Genomic DNA, 22,377 nt, shown 5'->3' on the forward strand with positions numbered 1-22,377 from the left:
ATGGCTCTATACGATAAAGAGAATTTGTTATTGGATTACTTCAATTTCCCTTCAAAAACAATCTTCCTACCGCACGGCTCAACTACTGTTTTGCCGTCTTTCTTTACTTCATGAAAGATCGGCTCTTCCATACGACGAGACGGAGCGTAGCCTTCTTGCTCCATACGTGCTAAGCAGTCTGTAATTGTTTCATTTTCTAGTACTTCAAATTTCTTTTTATTAGGTTGTTTTGTCATGCCCTAACCTACTTTCTATTTTTCTTGATGCGAATTGATTCTTCATGTAGACCATATATAACATTGCTAGAATTCCCATTATAATCATAACCGCAATAAAAAAGCTTGTATACTGTATTTTCTCTATAAATACGCCGCCTAATACAGGCCCCATAATACTTCCTAAACTAAAAGCGATTCCGGATAATATATTACCTGCCGGTAGTAAATGTCTCGGTAATAAATCAGTCATAAATCCAAGCCCTAAAGAGAAACACGATCCAATAACCATACCCGCTAAAAGCATGCAGGCAAAGACGATCCAGTAATATTGATCAAATACGGCGGCAAGTAGAAAAATGCCCGTACTTATGCTAAACGTCCACGTTAATATACGATCCCTTCCGTATTTATCACTCAATATACCGAGCGGAATCTGTGTAATAATACCCCCAACTGCAAATGCTGGTAATAAGAAGGATACATCTGAAACAGACCACCCTTTACGAAGTGCGTATACTGGTAAGTTACTATTTAACATCGCCTCAAGTACACCGTATGCAAGTGGTCCTAGTAACGCAATCCACCCTAATCCAACAACTTGTTTATAACGAGAAAATGATGATTCACTCTTCACTTCTCTTTCATCTTGCGCTGGGAATGCATTTTTTGTTGGAAGTAGTAAAAGCCAACCTATTAAACAAAGTATAGTAGATATAATAAATGGTGTTGCAAGACCGTACTGCACAGTGCTTGCTAAATACGGACCAACAGCAAAACCAATTCCGAAGAATACACCGTATATCGATACTTGTCTCCCTATTTTACTTGGGTCTGATGTTGTCGTAATCCACGTTTGTGTTCCGACATGAAGCATATGATCTCCGACTCCAACTAGAAATCTAAGGATAAACCATACCCAAAACGAAAATGTTTGTGTAAAAAAGAATAATGAAATAATAACGAGAAACCCACCTATAACAATAATTGGCTTCATTCCAAACCTTTGCATCGGTTTTTCAAGAAACGGCGAAATAACTAATATCCCGATGTACAATGCCGTCGCATGAATACCGTTAATACTTGAACTAACCCCTTCTTGTTCAAAAATCATTGCAATGGCAGGTAAGAGCATTCCTTGTGATAAACCAGAAATTGCTACAATCCCAACCATAATCCAAAATGTAAAACGCATTGACATCCTTTGTCCCTCTCCTTCTCACGCTTCCACTTTTCATTATAAACTGTTTTTTCAAATGCGTGTACGAATATTCACAATAAAAAAGAAGCTAAAAGAATTAACCTTTTAGCTTCCTACCCTTCCCAAACTTGTGCTTTCACATTGTAATGAAAGTGTTTAAAATATGGATTTTCATAAAATGAAGATCCATATAAGTAATGTTGCATATGAGCTGTTAGTGGCTGCTGCATTTGTAAAGGGACTACAGCTGGTGAAACTTGCATATACATCGGATCTATCATTATTTTTGTATAGATATGATGATCATATGGCGAATAAGCGATTAAGGATGGTTTATGCATTGATAATCTCCCCTTATACATACAAATGTTATAGTATATGCAAAACTTTTCATTTTGGGGATTCTTTCTATTCTAGCCAATCTTCTACATGTTTTATAAATACATCTAAACAATCAATAAACGGTGAGTGTCCGCAATCTTCTAATACCTTCAACTCTGCATTTGGCAAATGTTTCGCTAATTCCTCACCGACTACTTGCGGTATGACATAATCTCTATCACCTTGTATGACGAGTGTCGGCGCTTTAATATGATGAATTTGCTTACTTCCCTCTACAACCCCATTATGTTCATCCGAAATATTAAATGTAATGAGCGCATAATTCACATCTACGAAATTACGTTGCGTTAACATATCATCTAAATACTTTTCATAACGGTCTGGTTCAGGTTGATTATGTGTATATATTAATAGATTCCATACTGTACGGTAATATAGTTTGTTCATATTTTTTATCGCGTCTAATACTGGAGCGATTTGTACTGGATCTTGCGCAATTTCTTCTTTCGTCTTTACTAAACTTGATACGATTGGCTGCCCATTCGTATCTTTTTTAAAGATTGGGTATCCTTTCATTCCTACTGATTCTACTAAAATTAACTTTTCTACAAAAGTTGGGTGATTCGCTGTAAATTGCATCGCAACACCACCGCCCATTGACCAACCCATTAATGAGAATTTCTCTAACTTTAACTCGTCGATAAATAATTTTACATCTTCTGCAAAGTCTTGTAGTGAATCTATCGACTGATTATACGTTGATTGTCCAAACCCTCTTAAATCAAGAGCGTAAATATGGTATTGATCTTGCAACTTTTCAATAACTAAATCCCAATGTTGTGACGATGTCATGTTCCCGTGAATGAGTACAAGAATATCTGTATTTCGCCTTCCAACTTCCTGATATGCAATCGTTTCTCCGTTCGATAGTGAAACAAACTCCATTGTTGCAGGCTTAATCATCACAAGTTCCCCCATTCTATTTAATAGAAAGAAAATTCTTTACTTAATTAAAGAATAGCACGTAGAATATACGTTCGCAACATAAAACCTATAAGAATTTTTTACATAAATCAACATGTCTATTACTAGACAATTATTATAAAAAAGTATATAGTTAGCTAGGTAACTAATTTGAAAGGATCAAAATACATGGACGAAAAACAACATTTTTTTCATATCGTCAGCCAGACTTCTCGAAAGTTTACGAAGAAATTTAATGAACGTGTATCTCCAACTGGGTTATTTAGTGCGCAGTGGGCTGTTATTTTCCGCATTAATCAAACTGGTTCTTGTACGCAAACAGAATTATGCCAATATTTAAATGTTGAATCACCAACGATGACTCGTACGTTAACACGTATGGAAACGATGGGATGGATTATTCGTACAGAAGGTAAAGATCGCCGCGAGAAGCTCATTTCTTTATCCGAAACAGCGATAAAGATGATTCCAGTATGGCAAGAAGAAGTTGACACTTTCGAAGAAAAAACGCTAGAAGGTATTAATGAAGATGATTTACATCAAGCATTTCAAGTGTTACAACAAATTATTAAAAATTTAGATTAAATTGGAGGGATGACGATGCAAAGTGAGAAACTTTGGACGAAGGATTTCCTCGGAACTTGTTTTAGTAGTCTATTTCTCTTCTTAACATTTTACATGCTTATGACTACTCTGCCTGTCTATGTAATAGACGGCCTAAAAGGAAAACCTGAGGAAATTGGTTTAGTTGCAACTGTGTTTCTTATTTCTTCTGTTTTATGTAGACCATTCACAGGAAAATGGCTCGATGATTTAGGAAGAAAGAAAATATTATTTATTTCACTTTCATTATTTTTAGCCGCTACTGTTATGTATTTCGGTGCGCAAAGTTTATTCTTATTACTTGCCCTTCGCTTCTTGCACGGTATTGGGTTCGGGATGGCAACGACAGCTACTGGTACGATTGTAACTGATGTTGCGCCAGCTCATAGACGAGGCGAAGCACTTGCATATTTCGGCGTATTTATGAGTCTGCCGATGGTAATTGGTCCTTTTTTAGGTTTAACAATTATTTCTCATTTTTCGTTTACTGTGTTATTTATCGTTTGTTCCGTATTTTCATTACTTGCATTTTTATTAGGACTACTTGTAAATATTCCGCATGAAGCACCTGTGAGCAAACAAAAACGTGAAAAAATGAAATGGAAAGACTTAATCGAACCATCTTCTATTCCGATTGCACTTACAGGATTTGTTTTAGCCTTTTCTTATAGTGGTATTTTATCCTTTATTCCTATTTATGCGAAAGAACTCGGTTTAAGTGAAATTGCAAGTTATTTCTTCATTGTATATGCACTTGTCGTTGTCATTTCTCGTCCATTTACAGGAAAGATTTTTGATCGCTTCGGTGAAAATGTACTTGTTTACCCTGCTATCATTATTTTCACAATCGGAATGTTCATATTAAGCCAAGCACAAACTTCATTTTGGTTCCTTGGCGCAGGTATGCTAATCGGTTTAGGTTACGGAACATTAATTCCGAGTTTCCAAACGATTGCGATTTCTGCTGCTCCAAACCATAGACGTGGTTCTGCGACAGCTACGTATTTCTCATTCTTTGATAGTGGTATTGGCTTTGGTTCTTTCATTTTAGGTATTGTCGCAGCGAAATCTAGTTATCATAATATGTATTTTATCGCAGCTATTATCGTTGCTTTCACTTTACTTTTATATTATGGATTACACGGACGAAAACAAAAATTCAAACAACAACCTACAGACGGAAAAATTTCCGCTTAACGTTAATAAGGAAAGTAAACTTCCCCGTTTACTTTCCTTATTTTGTATTTCCTTCAAGACGAGCGTATACTTATAGTAGAAATAAAAAGGAGGGCCATATATGAAACTAAAAAAATCTCCCCTACTCTTACTTATACTAACATTCATATTTGTAATTACAGGGCTTGGGTTTACTTACTTCAAACAAAATAAAACGACCCCATCAAAACATAATGTGACAAAAGAAAACTGGTTAAATGACCCTTACTTACGTTGGTCGTATACCCATATGAAAGAATTCACTTTAGTTAATGACGTAAAAAAAAATCCTGACCAAATTGCTCACTTCCCTTTCGCATTGCAAAACTTAGACGATTTTGCTGTGGAGCGTAGATTCGGAAATACAACTCCTCTAAAAAAACTTTTAGACGATAACAAAACAGATGCTTTTGTCGTTGTACATAATGGACAACTTGTTTATGAACGATATTTCAATGGGTATAAACAGAATGAACCTCATGGTATGGCATCATTAGCAAAAGTCTTTACCGGGGCAATTATACAATCTCTCGCTGAAGAAAAACGTATTGACTTAGAAAAAACAGCTGACACATATATAAAAGAATTAAAAAATACACCATTCGGTAATGCCACACTTCAGCAATTAATGGACATGCAAGTTTCAGCTGAATATCCTACTCATGGATATGAGCAACCTGGGCTAGAAAATCAAGATGCACAATTATATTTAGCTAGCAATATTTTACCCCGCGACAAAAATTACGATGGTCCGATGAAAATTTATGATATGTTACGAGAAGCCGAAGAAACTGCACCGCCTGGTTCTGCCTTTTCTTACAATAACGTATCAACAGAAACGCTCGCTTGGGTTATTCGAACTATCACTGGTAAATCATTAGCTGAAAATGTTAGCGAACGAATTTGGTCTCAAATTGGTATGGAAGAAAACGCGTATTACGTTACAGATGAAACGAAAATAGAACAAGCAAGCGCTGGCTTAAATGCAACTGCTAGAGATATGGCGAAATTCGGGCAATTACTATTAAACAACGGGGAATATAACGGAAAACAAATTCTCCCTTCTTCTATTACTGAAGATATAAAAAATGTCCAAGAAGGTGAACTTGCAATTAGCCCTGGAGCTTCCATTTCTTATCATAATCAATGGTGGATTCCGCACAATGAACAAGGTGCTTTTGAAGTGTTAGGTAGTTACGGACAAACACTTTACATTGATCCGAAAGCAAATATGGTAATTGTCCACTTCTCTTCTAACGCTACGCCAAGTAATGAAATACATTCAGTTTACTCAAATATGTATATTGATATTGCACATCATTTAGAGAAGCTTCCACGGTAGTGGAAGCAGGAGTTTAAACCTTGCACAGTTATGGCTATTTAATTGAACACTCAATCTGTTGTGCTAAAACGTCAATATAATAAAAAAGGATCTCTCTTGATATAGAGAGATCCTTTTTTTATTTCTTCTTCTTTTCTGTCGGTTGGCTTTGTTTAGCGAAATTAGATGAATCATCGAAATTTGGTTGCTTTTTACCTGCATTATTACTTCTACCTTTTCCCATATGTAATGCACCTCCCCTCATCCTTACTATTCCCAATAAAAAACTCCTCTTGCATTCAAGAGGAGTTTTTGTTGTGCTATTATTAATAATGCCTAACTGTTACCGCAGTACTTCACTTTTAACCATGGTGGTGATCATGGCCATCAAGCCCATGATTATCTATCCGTTTTGGCGTTTTCCTTTAAACGATACCCTAGTCTTCGATCGCTTGGTAGGCCGTGGTCCAGAAGTCTTGGATAAGATGCGATGGGGCCGGAGTCGACATCCCAACCTGGGTGAACAGAATTCCAATAAACTGTTTATCTGGATCAGCGTAAGCTGAAGTACCGGTTCCACCATCCCAGCCGAATTGACCGATAGACGCGTAGTCTCCAAGATAGGTACGCACCGCCATCCCAAAGCCCCAGCCACCTTGGATCCCTTGTCCGAACGACAAATGGACGTTATTTTTGGCCAAATCGTCTCGGTATACTTGTTGTTCCGGAGTAAGACGGTTGGTGGTCATCAGCTGTACTGCGGGCCTAGACAGGATCCGTTTAGTGCCGTGCATCCCTTTATTCAAAAGCATCTGCAAATACGCGTGATAATCGTCGACGGTTCCAAGCAGTCCACCACCGCCTGCTTGGAATGCTGGAGGTTTGCTGTAACGTCCACCCGCCCCCTCATCCCACACGATGAATTCACCTGTCTCCGGATTGGGGGTGAAGGCTGGTGGAAGCCGATCAATCTTAAGCTGAGGTACGTAGAATCCAGTGTCCTTCATTTCTAGCGGATCGAATATGCGTTCGTGCAAGAACGACTCGAACGTCTGACCCGTGACCCTGGCAACAAGAACGCCGATTACTTCTATACTGATATGATACTGCCACCGCTCTCCGGGCTGATAGCTTAGCGGAAGTGCACCTAGGCGACGCATAAACTCATCTGGATCGGGCATATCCTGCCCTGGCGTGTCGAATATCCCACTCTCGAAGAACGAGTTCATGATTGGAGAACCCATCAACGTGAGATCCACTCCGAGCCCGAATGTGGAGGTCAACAAGTCTCGTACAGTGATAGGACGCCGTGCTGGGACGGTCTCTTCTAGCGGGCCATCGGGTCGTTTCAACACTTGCCGGTCGGCGAGTTCCGGTAGCCATTTGTCTACTGGGTCGTCTAAATGCAGTTTGCACTCATCGAGCAAAACCATTACTGGTGAAACTGCGATTGGCTTGCTAGTGGACGCCAATCGAAAAATCGTGTCCCGACGCATTGGTGCACCACCATCATGCCTCATTGTTCCAAGTGCTTCGACGTGCGTCTCGCCGTTTCGGCTGACTAAGGCGACGAGCCCAGGAATCTTTCCAGAATCGACATGCCGCGCCAATATATTGCGCATTTTGCGCAATCCTGTTTCAGAAAAGCCCTTATTGTTTTGTCCCATTTTGTTCTCCTTTAGTTTAGATTGAGATTTCTAATACATATTGACAATCAATTATTAGTTCTTCAAATAGAAAGATTCCCCTTTTTAATAATTTCGACAAGATGCATTTACATACATGGAGGCACCATGCATCACTATCAACCTAAGATAGGCTATATTTATGGGGATTTAATAATGGGAAATGCAATCATTAAAAACATTGATACAGCCATAAGAAATATGAATACTACAGCAGTAAAGGTACTTTCTTCAAAAATATCTTTATACTGTCCACTTGTTTCAACGCTGTTATCCTTAAGTAAGGATTTAAAAACAGCTTGTACATCTTTGCTCTTAGATGTTGTTTCTAATTTTACATAAATCGTTCTACCATAAGCTACATTTGAAACCATAACAGGTGGAGCTGAATGACTTACTCCTTTACGAGTTAACTCATCAAAAGTAAACACTATTATCAAACAGATTGGATGGATTGTTAGGTAGCTCAGCACTTACGGTATAAAATATTTGCTTATATGCCGCTACCATCATTTTTTTGTCAGGGTGATGATGGTACTACTCTTATTGAAAATATTTCAATCCCTTTTAAAATATCAGAATTTTCCGATTCTAAAAGGTTATGAACGAAACAACCTCGAATAATTGTAATACATATACATAAGGAGGTTGATCTATTTTGTTTCGTTCCTTTACAAATGGTTGCGTCGCCTTAGTGCAGCGCTTCTTGCCAGAACCGTTTATTTTATCATGTTTACTAACTGTTTTCGTTATCTTCTTTGGTATGTTTGCGACTCACCAAACACCTGTAGAAATGATTAATCACTGGGGTAATGGAATTTGGGGACTCCTCGCCTTTTCTATGCAAATGGCACTTGTACTCGTGACTGGATCTGCTTTAGCAAATGCTCCTCTTATTAAAAAAGGATTAACGAAAGCTGCCAGACTACCGAAAACGAATGGACAAGGTATTATTGCCATTTCCATTGTAAGTTTACTTGGTGCATACATAAACTGGGGCTTTGGAATTGTTGTATCTGTTTTATACGCAAAAGAAGTGGCAAGGCAACTGGACGGATTAGATTATAGACTAGCAATTGCCTCTTCTTACTCTGGATTTCTCATTTGGCATGCCGGTCTTTCTGCCTCTATCCCTCTTACGTTAGCAACAGGCGGTGAAACGTTAATTAAAACGACTGCTGGAAGTATTAAAGAGGCAATTCCGATAACAGAAACGTTATTCTCACCATACGCTCTCGTTCCAGTTATTATTTTTCTCGTTACGATGCCTCTCATTAATAAAGCGATGCATCCAGATGAAAAACATACGATAACTGTAGATCCTAGCGTGTTCCATGAAGAAGCTGCTGCTCAAGAAGTAGAAAAAAATACATTCGCTGAAAAAATGGAAAATAGCATCATTATTACACTTTGTGTTGGATTGTTAGGTCTCATTTATATTTTCAATTACTTTTATACGAAAGGATTTAATCTTACTCTCGATATCGTGATTTTTATGTTATTAATTGCTGGACTTATTTTCCACCGCACTCCGATTCAGTATATTCGCGCTTTTTCAGACTCTACGAAAAGTGCCTCTGGCATTTTACTTCAATTTCCGTTTTACGCAGGAATTATGGGCATGATGATTGGAGCAAATAGTGAAGGACTTTCACTTGGAGGGGCTATTTCTAATTTCTTTATTAGCATTTCAAACGAATCAACTTTCCCGCTCTTTACTTTTTTAAGTGCTGGTATCGTTAATATTTTCGTTCCATCTGGTGGCGGTCAATGGGCCGTGCAAGCACCAATTATGATTCCAGCTGGCGCTGAACTTGGTGTACCTGCTGCAAAAACTGCAATGGCCATTGCGTGGGGCGATGCTTGGACGAATTTAATTCAACCTTTCTGGGCATTACCAGCATTAGCGATAGCTGGTTTAGGTGCTCGTGACATTATGGGATTTTGCGTTATTAACTTACTATATGCAGGTTTCATCATTAGTCTATGCTTTTTATTTATTTAAACGAAAAGCTAGTTTTATACTAGCTTTTTTACATAATAAATCATTCATTTCCCATTCAATTTATAACTGTCTTCCACTCTATGTCCGTAAGATGTAATGACTCAAACGCAAAAAAATCTTCACACACTCTTTCAATTAAATGTGGATTTTCCCTCAAGAAATTCCACTGTAATACTTTAGGAAGAAAATGCATTTCATATTCTTTACTTCCCCGTACTACCTCATCAACTTCTCTTTCACAAATCCCTCTTATTAAATAATCATTTCTTAACTCTATTTGAATTTGTTGAAATGTATCGCTGCATTTTTTCAATTGAAGTAAACACGTAATATACTTCCGAAAAAGTTCGTTATCATACTGACAACAGTTTATAATACGATCGACTTCATTCATAATGTACGAGCCTTTTCTTCTATTTGTAATAACCATTTTTCACGCTTTGATACTTTACTCGTTTTCACAGATTGAAACACTGACCGTTTTATATCACGAATGCCACAAAAACGTAAAACACCTCTCTTCATCATAATCCAATCTGCTGATCGATATAACAATGCGACGTACCATAGAGGTGAGTCTAACGTATTAATAACCCACGCTTTTTTCCCTTGCAATAATCCTTTCGGCAGAGCCCCTTCATATTTATAAGCAAATCCAGCTACGAAAATACGGTCAATAAAACCTTTTAAAATAGCTGGCATCCCCCACCACCATATCGGATATATAAAGAGAAGTGTATCTGCTTCTTCCACTAATTTTCTATACCGCGCTGTCTCTTCTTCATTTATTAAATCACGTCTTTTCTTCTCTTCATTGAATACAAGTACCGGATCAAATTGTTCCTTGTATAAATCAAGCAACGTAACCGAATGATTTGTTTCCTGTAGCCCTTTTTGCACATGCTCTAAAATTGCCCCGTTAAAACTTGAAGGATTAGGATGAGCGTATATAATCAGTACGTTCACTACAAAACAACTCCCTCTATCGTTAAAATTACCCCTTCTTTAATAACTTCTCTACAATTTGTACGTTTTTCGAACTTTGCAACAGTCGATTTAATACAGTAAGTAACTCTTCTTTTTCTAAATCTTTCAGTTTCTCTTTAACTGCACTCTCACCAGCACCTTGAATATCATAAACAACTGCCGCCATATGTTTACAATAATTTTCATACGGACATTCGCAACTACTTTTTGAAAAATCTTCGAGATCGATAACTACTTCATAATTCCCTGCATTTCCAGTAACGAAAGCAAACACTTTGTTATCTTGTATTTCAACATCTTCTACATGTCCATCTTCATAATATTCATATCCCTTATCTACAACGTACTTTGGGATCCATTTCGTTATATCTTTTAATAAGTAAGCGTACATAATTGTACCCCTTCCTTTAATTCCCTTTTGACTTCCAAAACCCTGCATGTTATTCTAAGAACTGTTAAATAGCAAGTCTATTTTGCAAAACGACTGACACCTATTCGGCGAAGGTGTCTCTTTTCATTTGCAGCCGATACGAATTGCCTCTTTCAGGCACATTCAATTTTTGACACTACACACTCAACACCATTCCCTGTATCAGGCTGCTTAAGCAGTCTTTTACTCTACATACTCCGTTATTTTAAAAAAAAGAGAGCTTAGCTCCCTTTTCTCGCCTTATAAAATACCCCTTTTTCAGTATAGAGATATTCATCAGCTAATGTAATTTTCCCATCCAGTTTCAGTTCATCTAATAGTCTTGATAAATAAAATTGATGTAACATCTTTTTCGTGAATTTTCCTTCATGATGCGAAACGATATGTTCTTGAATATCTAACAATGATATTGGCTTATCTTGCTCTATCATATATTCATAAACTGTACTACGCAGTTTTACGTATTTTTCGAGTGTCACAGCAATGCGCAACCCCTTTCTTCTTAGTATAAATTTTCGTAATCGGTTTTTTTGCAACAAAAAAACCTCTCCGATAAGAAGAAGTTACGTATATATCTTCGTCTTATCTCCCAGAACAAATATGTTCTGCTGGAATTAGCACCTGCATCGCGGTTGCTGGGTTTCATCGGGCCAGTCCCTCCACCTCTCTGGATAAGAAAATATTCACTTAATTCTTACTATACGTAATTTCATTTTAATTGTCAAACAAATATAACAAATAATATTTTCTTCTTTACTGTTCATACTATACATATATGAATATGCAAGGAGGATTATGAAATGCATCAAAATGCTCGCGGATATGTACAAGATTCTTTTCAATCATTACAAGAAGCAAAACATTGTTTAGAAGAAGCACTACAGACTGTTGAAAAAGATTTTAATCGCGCTCGTATTGAGCAATCCCTTTATGCGATCGAACAAGCTATTCAACGCTGCGATTACACCGTTCACATTTTAGAACAAGATTGAAAAAACTTCCCATCATAAGGTGGGAAGTTTTTTCAAATGGCATACTTCATAATTATTGCCGTTATGATTAAAAAATATACAGAATTCACAATTTCTAAAACCCCTACTTTTATAATAGAAATTTTTTTGCCATACAATATAATGGCTCGAATGACACTTGGTATAAAAATAAGGGAGCACCACGGATTAATTGCAAATACAATGATTGTTAATAGAATATGATAACCCCAAGATATAAAACGATACTTCGGATTATTTTTCTCACGTATCATCGTTTTCACATAAAACGTACTACCTAAAAAGTATAAGAATGAAATAAGTGCAATGAATAATGCTGTATGATCGATTTGTTTCATTGAAAAATAATAACTAATTAACCCACCAACACAAAACACAATGATCGCACAAATATCATTTAATAGTGCCCTTTCATTTTTTTGACGAGCATAATGCATATTTACTATAAATAGTGGAATCATGACTATTACGAATAAAAGAATGCGCCATTCATATAATAAAGAAATCATCCCAAATAGGAACGCGATAGTAAAGTAAACAATGGCAGCATGTAAAAATTCTTTTTTTCTTCTTTGCTTTATGTACGTAAGAAATGGATACGTGGCTAAATAGATAAAGAACCATGCTATAAACAATGGAATGTGATATATAGTAGGTTTCCCAAGTATGATACTTAATAGAAAAGGTATAACAAGCATGGCCCATGCACCATGTTGCTTCGGAATAACTAACTTCATTAACTATACACCTCCCTCTTGAAAAGAGTTCTCACGTACTATTATACAAATAATTTTATATAATAGCGGATGCATATTGAATCTATTTTTTGACAAAAAAATGCTCCTTACAATATGTAAGAAGCATGAAAGAGGCAAACGAATATGTAAGTCGCGACCCTACCTTATATGAGTATGCTTTTCTATGTCACGTTATGCTCATCTAATATACCGTATTTCTTTTTAAATCTTGTGAGAATCGTAATCCAAGAAGTACTAAATAATAGTAAGAAGACAACATTCGAAATTGCATGGCTCAAATCGAAATAAAAACTTGCGATGTAATACGAAATGACTGTTTCCCACGTTGCCTCTCTTATAAAACCGAGAAGTCCCCAGAAATTCATAATCCAGCCAAATAAAAATCCAACAAACAATCCGTACAGGAGTCTTCCCCATAGCTTTTTCATTAAAAATGTATTACGCAATAATCCAGCTATAAAACCAATCATACCCCATGAAAACATTTGCCACGGCGTCCACGGACCTTGCCCTAAAAAGATGTTAGACACAATCGCTGCTGTGGCACCAATCATAAAACCCGTTTCACTCCCAAACACAATTGCAGAAACGATAATGACAAATGAAGTCGGTTGTACACTTGGCAATATCGAAAATGGTACGCGGCTAACTGCTGCAATTGCTGCTAATACAGCAACGAGAACAATTTCACGTGAAACAAACGCCTTTCTTTCAAAACGGATATAGAAAGGTAACATAATAACCGCTAATATAAACAAACTACTTAACATGTAATAACCGTCCATGACAAGTGTCGTAAGAAGTAATGTGCCGATTATTACTGCAAAGATACATATTATGAATGCAACATATCGTTTGGACACGCTTCGTACACATCCTCCCAAGTTAATGCATATGGCAATTCTTTTCGAATGAATCGATTGATAGATGTTGTATAAAAGAAGTTGCCGCTAAAAAATTCTTTCGGTGCATCATTCATAATGACTGTCCCATCAAATAACATCATACATTGATCAACGTATTTCGCAGCGAACTCAATGTCATGCGTTGCCATTACAATTGTTGTTCCTTCTTTTTGCAGCTTCCTAAATAGTTCTCCTACTCTTTCTTTCTTCCATGGATCTAATCCCTTTGTCGGTTCATCAAGTAATAATAACGTTGGCTTTGATAATAACGTTGTACATAATGCAAGAAGTTGTTGCTCTCCTCCGCTACAATCATGCGGATGGCGTTCTTTAAGCGAATACAACCAAAACTGTTTTAGCGTATCTTCTGCTATTTCTTTTCCTTGTTCTCCATATAATTCACGTGCACGTTCATACACCTCGTCCCACACTGTATCAAATGTAAAATGATAATATGGATGCTGCGATACATACCCAATACTTTTAAACCGTTCTTTCGAATCGATTTTATGTATCACTTTCCCGTTCCACTTTACTTTCCCTCTTCTCGCTTTTTGTAATCCTGCTAAAATCGTTAACAGTGTAGACTTACCTGTACCGTTCTTCCCAACGAGCGCTACCCATTTTCCTTTTTCAATCGAAACTGATAAATCACGTAAAATAAGCGGACTATTTTTTTCGTACTGGAACGAAATATGCTCTGCGCTTAAAATTACCTCTTGCTTTTCACTTTGTGCTATTGGCTCATTTACATATGATATCGCTGAAAAATTATTCATTTTCATTTGCGCCTCTCGCACCGTAAACGGAATATCTCTCACATTCCACTCTAAAAATAGCCTTGGAATTTGCGGAATAAATGGACGGAACTTTTCTACTTCCCACATGTTCGCTACAACCGCTTTCGGACTACCGTCATACATGATTCGGCCGTTATTCATACAAATCACGCGCGTTGCAAGTGGTATCACTTCATCTAAACGATGTTCACTTAAAACAATCGTAATTCCAAGTTCTTCATTAATACGCTTTAACAATCCTAAAAACTCTTTCGCAGCAATTGGATCTAATTGTGCTGTCGGTTCATCTAATAATAATAACTTTGGCTGCATAACTAATACCGCAGCTAAATTAACAAGTTGCTTTTGCCCACCAGATAACGTGTGAACAGATTGATGCAATAAATCTTGAAATCCTAAGAAGCTAATGAGCTCTGCTATTCGTTTTTGAATAATATGTGATGGTAACCCAATATTTTCTAAAGAAAATGCTAATTCTTGAATAACTGTATCCATTACGAGTTGATTTTCTGGATTTTGAAATACCATACCAATTTCTTGAGCAGATAACAAATCAGGTACATTTTCTAATAAAGTACCATCATAATATGTATCCCCAGTACGCTTACCAATTGGAAGTAATTCTTTTTTAAAATGTTTTAATAAAGTCGTCTTCCCGGATCCTGATCCGCCGGCAAGTGCAATAAACTCTCCTTTTTGAACAGAAAGAGAAATATGCTGTAACGCTTTTTCGTTTTCATCAGCATATACAAATGATAAATTGTTTATTTCTGCATGCGCCACCATAACCATTCCCTTCCTTCCATTATAATTGGTAAACTAATAAACATCGTAAATACGATAAACATCATCCCATCGTATTGCTGAAATAAAATAGATTCGACTTTCGGATAAATGATTAACTTTCCTCCGCCATACGTACTACATATGATAGCAATTATAAATAGAATACTTAAATAACTGAGCGTATACCAATCTCGTTTTTCCATTCTATAGCGAATATATGTCGTACGTTTCGTTACACCAAATCCACGAGCTTGCATAGAATCTGCCGTTTGCAGTGCATCTTCCAATGAACAAATTAATAATACTTGCAGCAATTGCATACCATTTTTGACGCGTTCAATTATCGAACCTGAATCTACCTGCACACCTTTCGTCTTTTGAACGAGTGTGATTTTCTTTAATCGCCTTATAAACAAAGGAACAAATCTCACTGTAATCATCGTTAACAATGCAACTTTCGGTGAAATTCTTGAAAACAAATATAAAAATTTGTGACTGGAAATAATATCATTGTATGACGCAAACGTAAACATAACTGCAACTAGTAATAACCCCATTACTATTCCAAACATAATCGCCTCAAGCTTAATACGGCTATCACCTAACCAAAACAACGTAGTTCGACCTCTATGCGTTAATAACGAATTAAATAAAATTACCATAAAAAAGAAAACAATTGTGCTCGGTAGCATCTTTCTTATCTTTTCGCTATTTCCTTGCATCACATTTAACATAATAATTAATACTATTGCTCCAATTAAAAAAAGAGGATGAAGACACATCATACATAGCATCATCACCCCGATATAATAGAAAAAATTCACAAAAGGATGTAAAGAAGAAAAACTTATTTTCATAGCCCTTTACCGAATGCCTTTCTTATTGTAATACGTATACCCACTCAATTGTATCTCCTGGTTTTACCGTAGCTACACCAGCACTATGGTTTGGAAAAGCACCGTTCACACGATATTTCCATCCACTAGTATCCGCAATATCTTTTTCATATAAATCATTAATACCTTTTACATAAATACTATCTCTAGATCCGCTTGCATCAACATCTAATCCTGTACGTTGTAATACTTTATACACAGTATCGCCATCTTGTACATCCATCTTTTTCGCACCCATTATATATCCGTTATTTCCTTTTACCGAGATTGTTACTTGTTTTGCTTTAGGTACTGGTGGTACTGGTGGTGGCACTGGGTTTGGTGGTGGTACCGGTGTTGGTGGAGCTGGTACACTATTGTTCTCTTCTGACTTTTTCTTTTGCTCCTGCTTCGGTGTTTCTTTCGGCTGATTCACAACCTTTGCTTCTTCTTTTACTTCTGGTGCTTTCGGTTGTTGTTTCTCTTCTTGTGCTTGTTGCTGCTCTGGTTGCTTATTTACAGCCGGCTGTTCTTTCGGTTGTTCCTGTTGTTTCTCTTCTTGCTTTACCTCTGGTTGTGCCTGCGGCTTTTCCTCTTTCGGCTTCTCTTCTACTTTTTGTTCTTGTTTCTCTTTCTGCTCTTCTTGCTGCTTTTGCTCTGATTCAGCTTGCTTTTCTTCTGTTTTTTCTTCCGGCTTCGCTTCATCTTTTTGTTCTTCTTGTTTCGCTACCTCTTCTTGCTTCGGTTCTACCTTCTTCTCAGGCTTTACAGCTGCCTCTTCACATCCGGCAAGTAGCCCAAGCGAAAGCAGTAAAGAAATGAACCATTTCACCTTACTCATCCTATCTCTCACCTTTCATACGAAAATTAGGAGCAAATAATTGCTCCTAATTTTTTGTTAAGCTGCTTTACGTCTCCATAATACATATGCAGAAGCAATACATAATACACCCATACCTACTTCTGTTGCTGCACTATGAGAAGATGCTCCTGTTTTTGGTAGACTGTTACCGTTTCCGATTTTTTTATTCTTAACCGGTTCGTTATCTACAACTACTTTTAGATTTTCATCTTTTGTTTCTTGTTGTACTTGGTTTTGTTCTTTCGGTTCTTCAGTAACTTCTTTTTCTACTACATTATTTTCTGGTTCAACGACCTTTTCTGGCTCTTCAATCGGTTTTGGCTTAATTACATCACCAGCGTCTACATTAGACCAATCATAAATAGATTTTCCCATTTCCTTAAATTGAAGTAATGCTAAAAGAGCCTGTTCTGTAGCCATTCCGTTACCATTTTGATCACTTGGTAACCATTTAAATTCACCATTTGAAAGTTGATATGATAATAGGTTTTGCATTGCCTTATGAAGACGATTTTGATCTACATCTTTAACAAGTGATAATCCAATAATTGCTTGCGCAGTACTATTTGAATTTTCTTGTCCATCAGCTGAAAAACCGCCATTTTGCAGCTGTTCGTTATATAAATACGCAACAGCTTTTTGTATAGCTGGTTTCACATCTGATCGCTCTTGATAAGGAGCTAATGCTGATAAAACCATACCTGTTACATCAACGCTACTAGCACTATCTTTACTACCTGAACTATTATAAGTCCATCCACCGTCTGTATGCTGATTATTTAACAGTGCTTCCACTAGAGCAACTCTGTTCCATTTTGATTCAACTGGAATCTCATACTTCTTCGTATCAAATGCAAGTAAAGCAAATGCATAACCTGTAACAGAATTCACTTTATCTGACTCATACAATTTTTGAACTAAATTATGTCCACCTACATTTTTAGGGTCTGCACTCATTGCATTCATCATAATAATTGTTCTAGCTAAATCTGTCGCTGAAAAACGATTAATGCGCTTTTCTACTTTTTCAGTTACTGACTTAACATAATTTAATTTTGCCTCAATTGGCACATTCTTTCCAGAACGAGAAAGCGCTACAGCTACCCAATCACTTTCAATTCCATCTTGTAACATCTTGTCTGATGTTTTAGAAATGGCTTCATTTAATTGTGCACTTGGAACTTGAATGTTCTCTTGCTGTGGTTGTTCTGGTTTTTTCCCATCTGGCGTTTTACCGTCTTGATCACCTTGGTTTTTCTCATCTGGCGTTTTACTGTCTTGATCACCTTGGTTTTTCCCATCTGGTTTTTCACCGTCTTGATCACCTTGGTTTTTCCCATCTGGCGTTTTACCGTCTTGGTCACCTTGATTTTTCCCATCTGGTGTTTTACCGTCTTGGTCACCTTGATTTTTCCCATCTGGTGTTTTACCGTCTTGGTCACCTTGATTTTTCCCATCTGGTGTTTTACCGTCTTGACCTTCTGGTTTTGGTTCTTCTGTTTTACACGTTCCGAACTTATCTAACGTTTCTTTCAATGTTTCCTGGCTCATATTGCTCCAGTCTGAAACAAAACGGAATACAACCACATCACCAGACTCTAATTTATAACTATCTGCCCCAACTTGTGCAGATGTATCATTTACATCGTATGTCCAACCACTTGTAGCTCCGGCCATTAAACCATCGATGCCTTTTACATATGTTCCAAACGACATCGTTTCAGATTCTACTTTGTCCCCCATGACCTTTTGCAGCAAACTTAAAGCTGTTTCCCCATCTTTAATTTGCTCTTCTTTCGGACATAACATAATGCCTTTTTGTGATTCCCCAATAATTGCAAGTTTTGCTGTATTTCCTTCAGCAAACGTAATATGTACTGTATTCGCAAAAGAAACAAATACAAGTGTCACTGCCATTAAAGACGTAAGCAGCCATTTTTTCAACATTGCCATCCCAAAATTTCCTCCCTTACTACCATTTACACAAAAAAAGGCCCTTCAAGGGCGTGCGATTGACACTCTCTTTTTGTAAGTGTCGAACAAAAATGTACAACACCTCCTACCCGCATTATTCGCGGCTATATTTGTATAGGAAAAATAATTTTGTTTATGAACGTATCATTGTGATAACATTCACTTTTCTTGGCACAACTTACTTCCATTTAAGTTATCGTAAAACGATAAACCTATACATTCTGTAAATTTTAAATTTCTGTATTATTTTACTATTGACAAAGAATTTTGTCCATGCTTTATCGGATTTATTTTCTAAGAATAATAACTTATTAACTCTTAACTATGTAAACTCTTTTCACTAATAATGACGCCATCTTCATCCGCATAGACATATTCATTTGGATTCCATTCTACTTGTCCAAAGTGCAATGAAATATTTCGTTCTCCTTTTCCTTCTTTCACACTTCTATTTGGCATCGTTCCTAATGCTAAAATACCAATATTAATATTCTTTAGTTCACTAGAATCACGAACATACCCATTCACAATAATTCCTGCTAGCTTTCTTTCTTCCGCAATAGCTGCCAAATTATCACCGAGTAACGCACAATTCGTAGACGCTCCGCCATCAACAACTAATACTGTTCCTTCTGGTAATGTTTGCAATCCTTCCTTCACTAGTACATTATCATCTTTCACTTTTACAGTTGCAATTTTTCCGTAGAATTGTTCTTTCTTCCCAAAAGACCGAAAAGACTGTCGACATATTTGTAATTCCTTTTCAAATTCATCACATAAATCAGTAGTTTTCCACATCTTGTTCCCTCTTTTCCTTTTTCTTTCTACATAACATATTCTTGGCTTATTATCGTTTCCCTGTCTAATATTGCAATAATTTGTATGTGCGGGAAAAGGATACAAAAACTATTGCCTTAAAAAGCTACCTTTATTATAATCTACTTCACAGATTAAATTCAGAATATTAAAAATTAACCAAGTGAAGAAGGAGGGATTTTATGCAAATACAAACTGAGGCAAAAAAACAACCTAGTAAACAAAAGTTTAAAATGCCTGATGCGTACGTACTACTATTTTTTATTGCCTTACTTTGCGCCATTGCTACGTACTTCGTTCCTGCTGGAGAATTTAAAAGGGTTACAAACGGGACCGTTACAACGACAATACCAGGTAGCTACCATTCTGTTCCGCAATCACCCGTAGGATTTGTTTCTTTTTTTACCGCTATTGAAAAAGGAATGACACTTGCTGCTCCTATTATCTTTCTAATTTTATTTACAGGTGGAGCTATTGCAATTCTTGAAAAAACAGGTGCTCTTGACGGTTTAATCTATCATGTTATTAACAAATTTCGTAATCAGCAATTACTTTTCATTTGTATAGTTGCTGCGCTTTTTTCTATTCTTGGAACGACGGGTATTATCGTTAACTCAGTTATCGGTTTTATCCCCATCGGCATCATCGTTGCACGCACGTTAAAATGGGACGCTATCGTCGGTGTAGCAATTATTTATTTAGGCACTTATGCTGGTTTTAATGCTACTATTTTATCTCCCTCACCTTTAGGCATTTCACAAAAGATCGCAGAACTTCCGATGTTTTCCGGGATTGGTTTACGCACCGCAATCTATATATCTTTTTTACTTGCCACTACCCTTTATATAAATTGGTATGTAAAACGCTTGAAAAAATCAAATAAAGGAAGCATTCTCGGCGACAACTGGTTTCCAAGTAACGCTCTTTCAAACGAAAAAGAAACAGAGAAAAAAGAAGTTCCTTGGACGATACGTCATAAATTAATTTTACTCGTTTCAGCTTTATCATTAATTGCATTTTTAATAGGCGCTTTTCGTCTACATTGGACGGACGCAGAAATGACTGCTACTTTTATTTTCATAGCAATTACAGCCGGAATAATAGGTGGTATGAAAGCAAACGATATCGCTTCTACTTTTCTAGCAGGTTGCCAAAATCTCATATACGGTGCTTTAATCGTCGGAATGGCTCGTTGTATTTCAGTCATTTTAGAACAAGGCAAATTACTTGATACAATCGTTAACCAACTCGCACAAGCTCTTGAAGGACAAAGCCCTGTATTTGGCGTTATCGGTATGTACGTAAGTAGTGCCGCATTACATTTCCTTATTTCATCCGGGACAGGAGAATCGGTTATTTTTATTCCGATATTAGCTCCATTAGCTGATTTCATGCACATTACACGCCAAGTTACAGTACAGGCTGTTATGCTTGGGGAAGGTGTAGTAAACTGCTTAAATCCAACTTCTGGTGTTTTAATGGGCGTTCTCGCCGCGAGCGGGATTTCTTATGGGAAATGGATTCGTTTCATGGCTCCACTTGCACTCATTTGGTTTATCATTGGACTTGTTTTTCTTATTGTTGGGGTGAATATTGAGTGGGGACCGTACTAAAATACCCATATATAATTAACTTGATAAAATATCTATCCTATTCTCCTCTTCAATCCTATAAAAATCATTTATTCTAGTAAAAATATAAGAAGGGATTGATCATAATGATCAATCCCTTCTATCAAAATATAATACCTTTAAAAATCTTAGTTCCAAATTTTATTTACCCATTCAGGATGATCAATAAAAGGATTGCGGTTATGTTGATATTTTGTAAAAATCACTTCATTACGCTTTCGCTCTAAATCATCGACCGGGTCTTGTTCATTCCATTTTAATAAAACCGATAGTTTCCCCATGTATGGATCTTTATTGTTATTCACTTTTTCATTTAGTTCTAAATCTATTTCGCCGTTGTCCCCCTCGTAACGAACAGCCATATAAAACAGCATTCTAGCAATATCTCCTTTTACACTATCACGAGGTTCCCAAGAATCACTATCATATTTACATTCTGTCGCTTCAGAATGATTCACGCCACCATTATCAAAATCTAAATTCCCACGTGAACTATTTACAGATACATCCGTCGCTCTTAAATGATGTAGATCTGTTCCAGGTCCTGCAGTCGTTCCAAAGTCACCGTGAGATTTTGCCCAAACATGCTCACGGTTCCAGTTATTTACTCCTGATCCATTCGTAAGCTTCCCTTGCGAACGACCAGTATATAAGAGTATCACATTATTTTTATTATTTGGATCTTCATCAGTATCTCTTAGTGCTTCCCAAACCGCACTGTATGATAACTTTGTATGATTATCAATAATATTATGCAGTTCCTTCTTTAATTCTAAGCCCGTTTTTCCTATTGCATTATTATAATATGTATCGTCATAACTTTTTACAATAATCTCTTGTGCTGATGCAGAAGCTACTTCACCGTGTATAGTATCTGTGAATGATAGAGATGCAGAACCTAAAATAAAAAATGAAGATAGTGTAATCATAGCAATCTTTGTATTTCGAAACTTCATATACCCATTCCCCTTT

The 22,377-nt window shown here is 36.8% G+C and carries 23 protein-coding genes, 1 pseudogene and 1 riboswitch; of the genes and pseudogenes, 6 read left to right on the plus strand and 18 right to left on the minus strand.

Translation table 11 applies throughout. The annotated features are described in order from the left end of the window. Nucleotides 1–35: 35 nt before the first annotated feature. The 4 genes from QCI81_RS03295 to phaZ all read right to left on the minus strand — a co-directional run bounded on the left by QCI81_RS03295 (nucleotide 36) and on the right by phaZ (nucleotide 2,721). Nucleotides 36–236 carry an NETI motif-containing protein gene (locus QCI81_RS03295; protein WP_000166303.1) on the minus strand — a complete coding sequence of 67 codons (201 nt, stop codon included), beginning with the start codon at nucleotides 234–236 and terminating at the stop codon, nucleotides 36–38. Then, nucleotides 220–1,416 (minus strand): MFS transporter, encoded by a 1,197-nt coding sequence (locus QCI81_RS03300; protein WP_000062798.1) that lies wholly within the window; start codon nucleotides 1,414–1,416, stop codon nucleotides 220–222. The genes QCI81_RS03295 and QCI81_RS03300 overlap by 17 nt, the downstream gene beginning before the upstream one ends. 113 nt (nucleotides 1,417–1,529) lie before the next feature. Further along, nucleotides 1,530–1,757 carry a hypothetical protein gene (locus QCI81_RS03305; RefSeq protein ID WP_000549497.1) on the minus strand — a complete coding sequence of 76 codons (228 nt, stop codon included), beginning with the start codon at nucleotides 1,755–1,757 and terminating at the stop codon, nucleotides 1,530–1,532. A 67-nt stretch (nucleotides 1,758–1,824) separates the two neighbouring features. Then, nucleotides 1,825–2,721 (minus strand): intracellular short-chain-length polyhydroxyalkanoate depolymerase, encoded by an 897-nt coding sequence (gene phaZ, locus QCI81_RS03310; protein ID WP_071731898.1) that lies wholly within the window; start codon nucleotides 2,719–2,721, stop codon nucleotides 1,825–1,827. A 189-nt stretch (nucleotides 2,722–2,910) separates the two neighbouring features. Here phaZ and QCI81_RS03315 point away from each other — a divergent pair, with 189 nt between their 5' ends. The 3 genes from QCI81_RS03315 to QCI81_RS03325 all read left to right on the plus strand — a co-directional run bounded on the left by QCI81_RS03315 (nucleotide 2,911) and on the right by QCI81_RS03325 (nucleotide 5,902). Then, the gene (locus QCI81_RS03315; RefSeq protein ID WP_000343680.1) at nucleotides 2,911–3,327 is read left to right on the plus strand and encodes a MarR family winged helix-turn-helix transcriptional regulator; all 417 of its coding nucleotides are present in this window, start codon (nucleotides 2,911–2,913) and stop codon (nucleotides 3,325–3,327) included. Nucleotides 3,328–3,342: 15 nt separating this feature from the next. Next, nucleotides 3,343–4,542 (plus strand): MFS transporter, encoded by a 1,200-nt coding sequence (locus tag QCI81_RS03320; RefSeq protein WP_071731897.1) that lies wholly within the window; start codon nucleotides 3,343–3,345, stop codon nucleotides 4,540–4,542. Nucleotides 4,543–4,642: 100 nt separating this feature from the next. Next, nucleotides 4,643–5,902, plus strand: a complete 1,260-nt coding sequence (locus tag QCI81_RS03325) for a serine hydrolase domain-containing protein (RefSeq protein WP_071731896.1) — start codon at nucleotides 4,643–4,645, stop codon at nucleotides 5,900–5,902. Nucleotides 5,903–6,318: 416 nt separating this feature from the next. Here QCI81_RS03325 and QCI81_RS03330 read toward each other — a convergent pair whose 3' ends face one another. Together QCI81_RS03330 and QCI81_RS03335 are read right to left on the minus strand one after the other, a co-directional pair. Then, on the minus strand, nucleotides 6,319–7,548 hold the full coding sequence (locus QCI81_RS03330; RefSeq protein ID WP_353810610.1) for a serine hydrolase domain-containing protein: 1,230 nt from the start codon (nucleotides 7,546–7,548) through the stop codon (nucleotides 6,319–6,321). A 224-nt stretch (nucleotides 7,549–7,772) separates the two neighbouring features. Further along, nucleotides 7,773–8,088 (minus strand): annotated as a pseudogene (locus tag QCI81_RS03335) (thiol-activated cytolysin family protein); the annotation flags it as partial. Nucleotides 8,089–8,224: 136 nt separating this feature from the next. Between QCI81_RS03335 and QCI81_RS03340 the strand changes: the two are divergent. Continuing rightward, on the plus strand, nucleotides 8,225–9,571 hold the full coding sequence (locus tag QCI81_RS03340) for a short-chain fatty acid transporter (RefSeq protein ID WP_053563982.1): 1,347 nt from the start codon (nucleotides 8,225–8,227) through the stop codon (nucleotides 9,569–9,571). A gap of 55 nt (nucleotides 9,572–9,626) precedes the next feature. On the opposite strand, the gene QCI81_RS03345 is transcribed toward QCI81_RS03340, so the two are convergent. From QCI81_RS03345 to QCI81_RS03360, 4 genes are all read right to left on the minus strand, one after another. Then, nucleotides 9,627–9,965, minus strand: a complete 339-nt coding sequence (locus QCI81_RS03345) for a group-specific protein (RefSeq protein WP_071731060.1) — start codon at nucleotides 9,963–9,965, stop codon at nucleotides 9,627–9,629. Next, nucleotides 9,962–10,537, minus strand: a complete 576-nt coding sequence (locus QCI81_RS03350) for an NAD(P)H-dependent oxidoreductase (RefSeq protein WP_063547993.1) — start codon at nucleotides 10,535–10,537, stop codon at nucleotides 9,962–9,964. The genes QCI81_RS03345 and QCI81_RS03350 overlap by 4 nt, the downstream gene beginning before the upstream one ends. Before the next feature lie 28 nt (nucleotides 10,538–10,565). Continuing rightward, the gene (locus QCI81_RS03355) at nucleotides 10,566–10,949 is read right to left on the minus strand and encodes an SWIM zinc finger family protein (protein WP_000271534.1); all 384 of its coding nucleotides are present in this window, start codon (nucleotides 10,947–10,949) and stop codon (nucleotides 10,566–10,568) included. A gap of 260 nt (nucleotides 10,950–11,209) precedes the next feature. After that, nucleotides 11,210–11,527 (minus strand): hypothetical protein, encoded by a 318-nt coding sequence (locus QCI81_RS03360; RefSeq protein ID WP_002094089.1) that lies wholly within the window; start codon nucleotides 11,525–11,527, stop codon nucleotides 11,210–11,212. 40 nt (nucleotides 11,528–11,567) lie between these two features. Further along, nucleotides 11,568–11,666, minus strand: a riboswitch (SAM riboswitch). 122 nt (nucleotides 11,667–11,788) lie between these two features. Here QCI81_RS03360 and QCI81_RS03365 point away from each other — a divergent pair. After that, a complete protein-coding gene (locus QCI81_RS03365; protein ID WP_000554029.1) occupies nucleotides 11,789–11,980 on the plus strand; it encodes a hypothetical protein in 192 nt (63 codons plus the stop codon). 32 nt (nucleotides 11,981–12,012) lie between these two features. Here QCI81_RS03365 and QCI81_RS03370 read toward each other — a convergent pair whose 3' ends face one another. The 7 genes from QCI81_RS03370 to rraA all read right to left on the minus strand — a co-directional run bounded on the left by QCI81_RS03370 (nucleotide 12,013) and on the right by rraA (nucleotide 19,756). Beyond that, nucleotides 12,013–12,735, minus strand: coding sequence for a YwiC-like family protein (locus QCI81_RS03370; protein ID WP_071731059.1), 723 nt, complete (start codon nucleotides 12,733–12,735; stop codon nucleotides 12,013–12,015). A gap of 182 nt (nucleotides 12,736–12,917) precedes the next feature. Then, complete coding sequence (locus tag QCI81_RS03375; protein WP_071731058.1) at nucleotides 12,918–13,619, minus strand: ECF transporter S component; 702 nt, start codon at nucleotides 13,617–13,619, stop codon at nucleotides 12,918–12,920. Next, entirely contained in the window at nucleotides 13,592–15,253 is a 1,662-nt protein-coding gene (locus QCI81_RS03380) for an ABC transporter ATP-binding protein (RefSeq protein ID WP_071731057.1), read from the minus strand. Before QCI81_RS03380 ends, QCI81_RS03375 begins: the two co-directional genes overlap by 28 nt. Continuing rightward, complete coding sequence (locus QCI81_RS03385; protein WP_071731056.1) at nucleotides 15,226–16,104, minus strand: energy-coupling factor transporter transmembrane component T; 879 nt, start codon at nucleotides 16,102–16,104, stop codon at nucleotides 15,226–15,228. The genes QCI81_RS03380 and QCI81_RS03385 overlap by 28 nt, the downstream gene beginning before the upstream one ends. A 22-nt stretch (nucleotides 16,105–16,126) precedes the next feature. Next, on the minus strand, nucleotides 16,127–16,963 hold the full coding sequence (locus QCI81_RS03390; RefSeq protein ID WP_071731055.1) for a DUF4430 domain-containing protein: 837 nt from the start codon (nucleotides 16,961–16,963) through the stop codon (nucleotides 16,127–16,129). Between the two features lie 57 nt (nucleotides 16,964–17,020). Next, a complete protein-coding gene (locus QCI81_RS03395; protein WP_353810611.1) occupies nucleotides 17,021–18,937 on the minus strand; it encodes a DUF4430 domain-containing protein in 1,917 nt (638 codons plus the stop codon). A gap of 339 nt (nucleotides 18,938–19,276) precedes the next feature. Then, nucleotides 19,277–19,756 carry a ribonuclease E activity regulator RraA gene (rraA, locus tag QCI81_RS03400; RefSeq protein ID WP_000266049.1) on the minus strand — a complete coding sequence of 160 codons (480 nt, stop codon included), beginning with the start codon at nucleotides 19,754–19,756 and terminating at the stop codon, nucleotides 19,277–19,279. 200 nt (nucleotides 19,757–19,956) lie between these two features. Between rraA and QCI81_RS03405 the strand changes: the two genes are divergently transcribed. Continuing rightward, nucleotides 19,957–21,387, plus strand: coding sequence for a YfcC family protein (locus tag QCI81_RS03405; RefSeq protein ID WP_071731053.1), 1,431 nt, complete (start codon nucleotides 19,957–19,959; stop codon nucleotides 21,385–21,387). A gap of 146 nt (nucleotides 21,388–21,533) precedes the next feature. Here the strand turns inward: QCI81_RS03405 and QCI81_RS03410 are convergent, their stop codons facing one another. After that, nucleotides 21,534–22,361: an endonuclease I family protein gene (locus QCI81_RS03410; protein WP_000672183.1), complete on the minus strand. Its 828-nt coding sequence runs from the start codon at nucleotides 22,359–22,361 to the stop codon at nucleotides 21,534–21,536. Nucleotides 22,362–22,377 lie beyond the last annotated feature (16 nt).

Origin of the sequence: Bacillus cereus group sp. MG20, from assembly GCF_040459885.1 — a bacterium.
GTDB lineage: Bacteria > Bacillota > Bacilli > Bacillales > Bacillaceae_G > Bacillus_A > Bacillus_A cereus.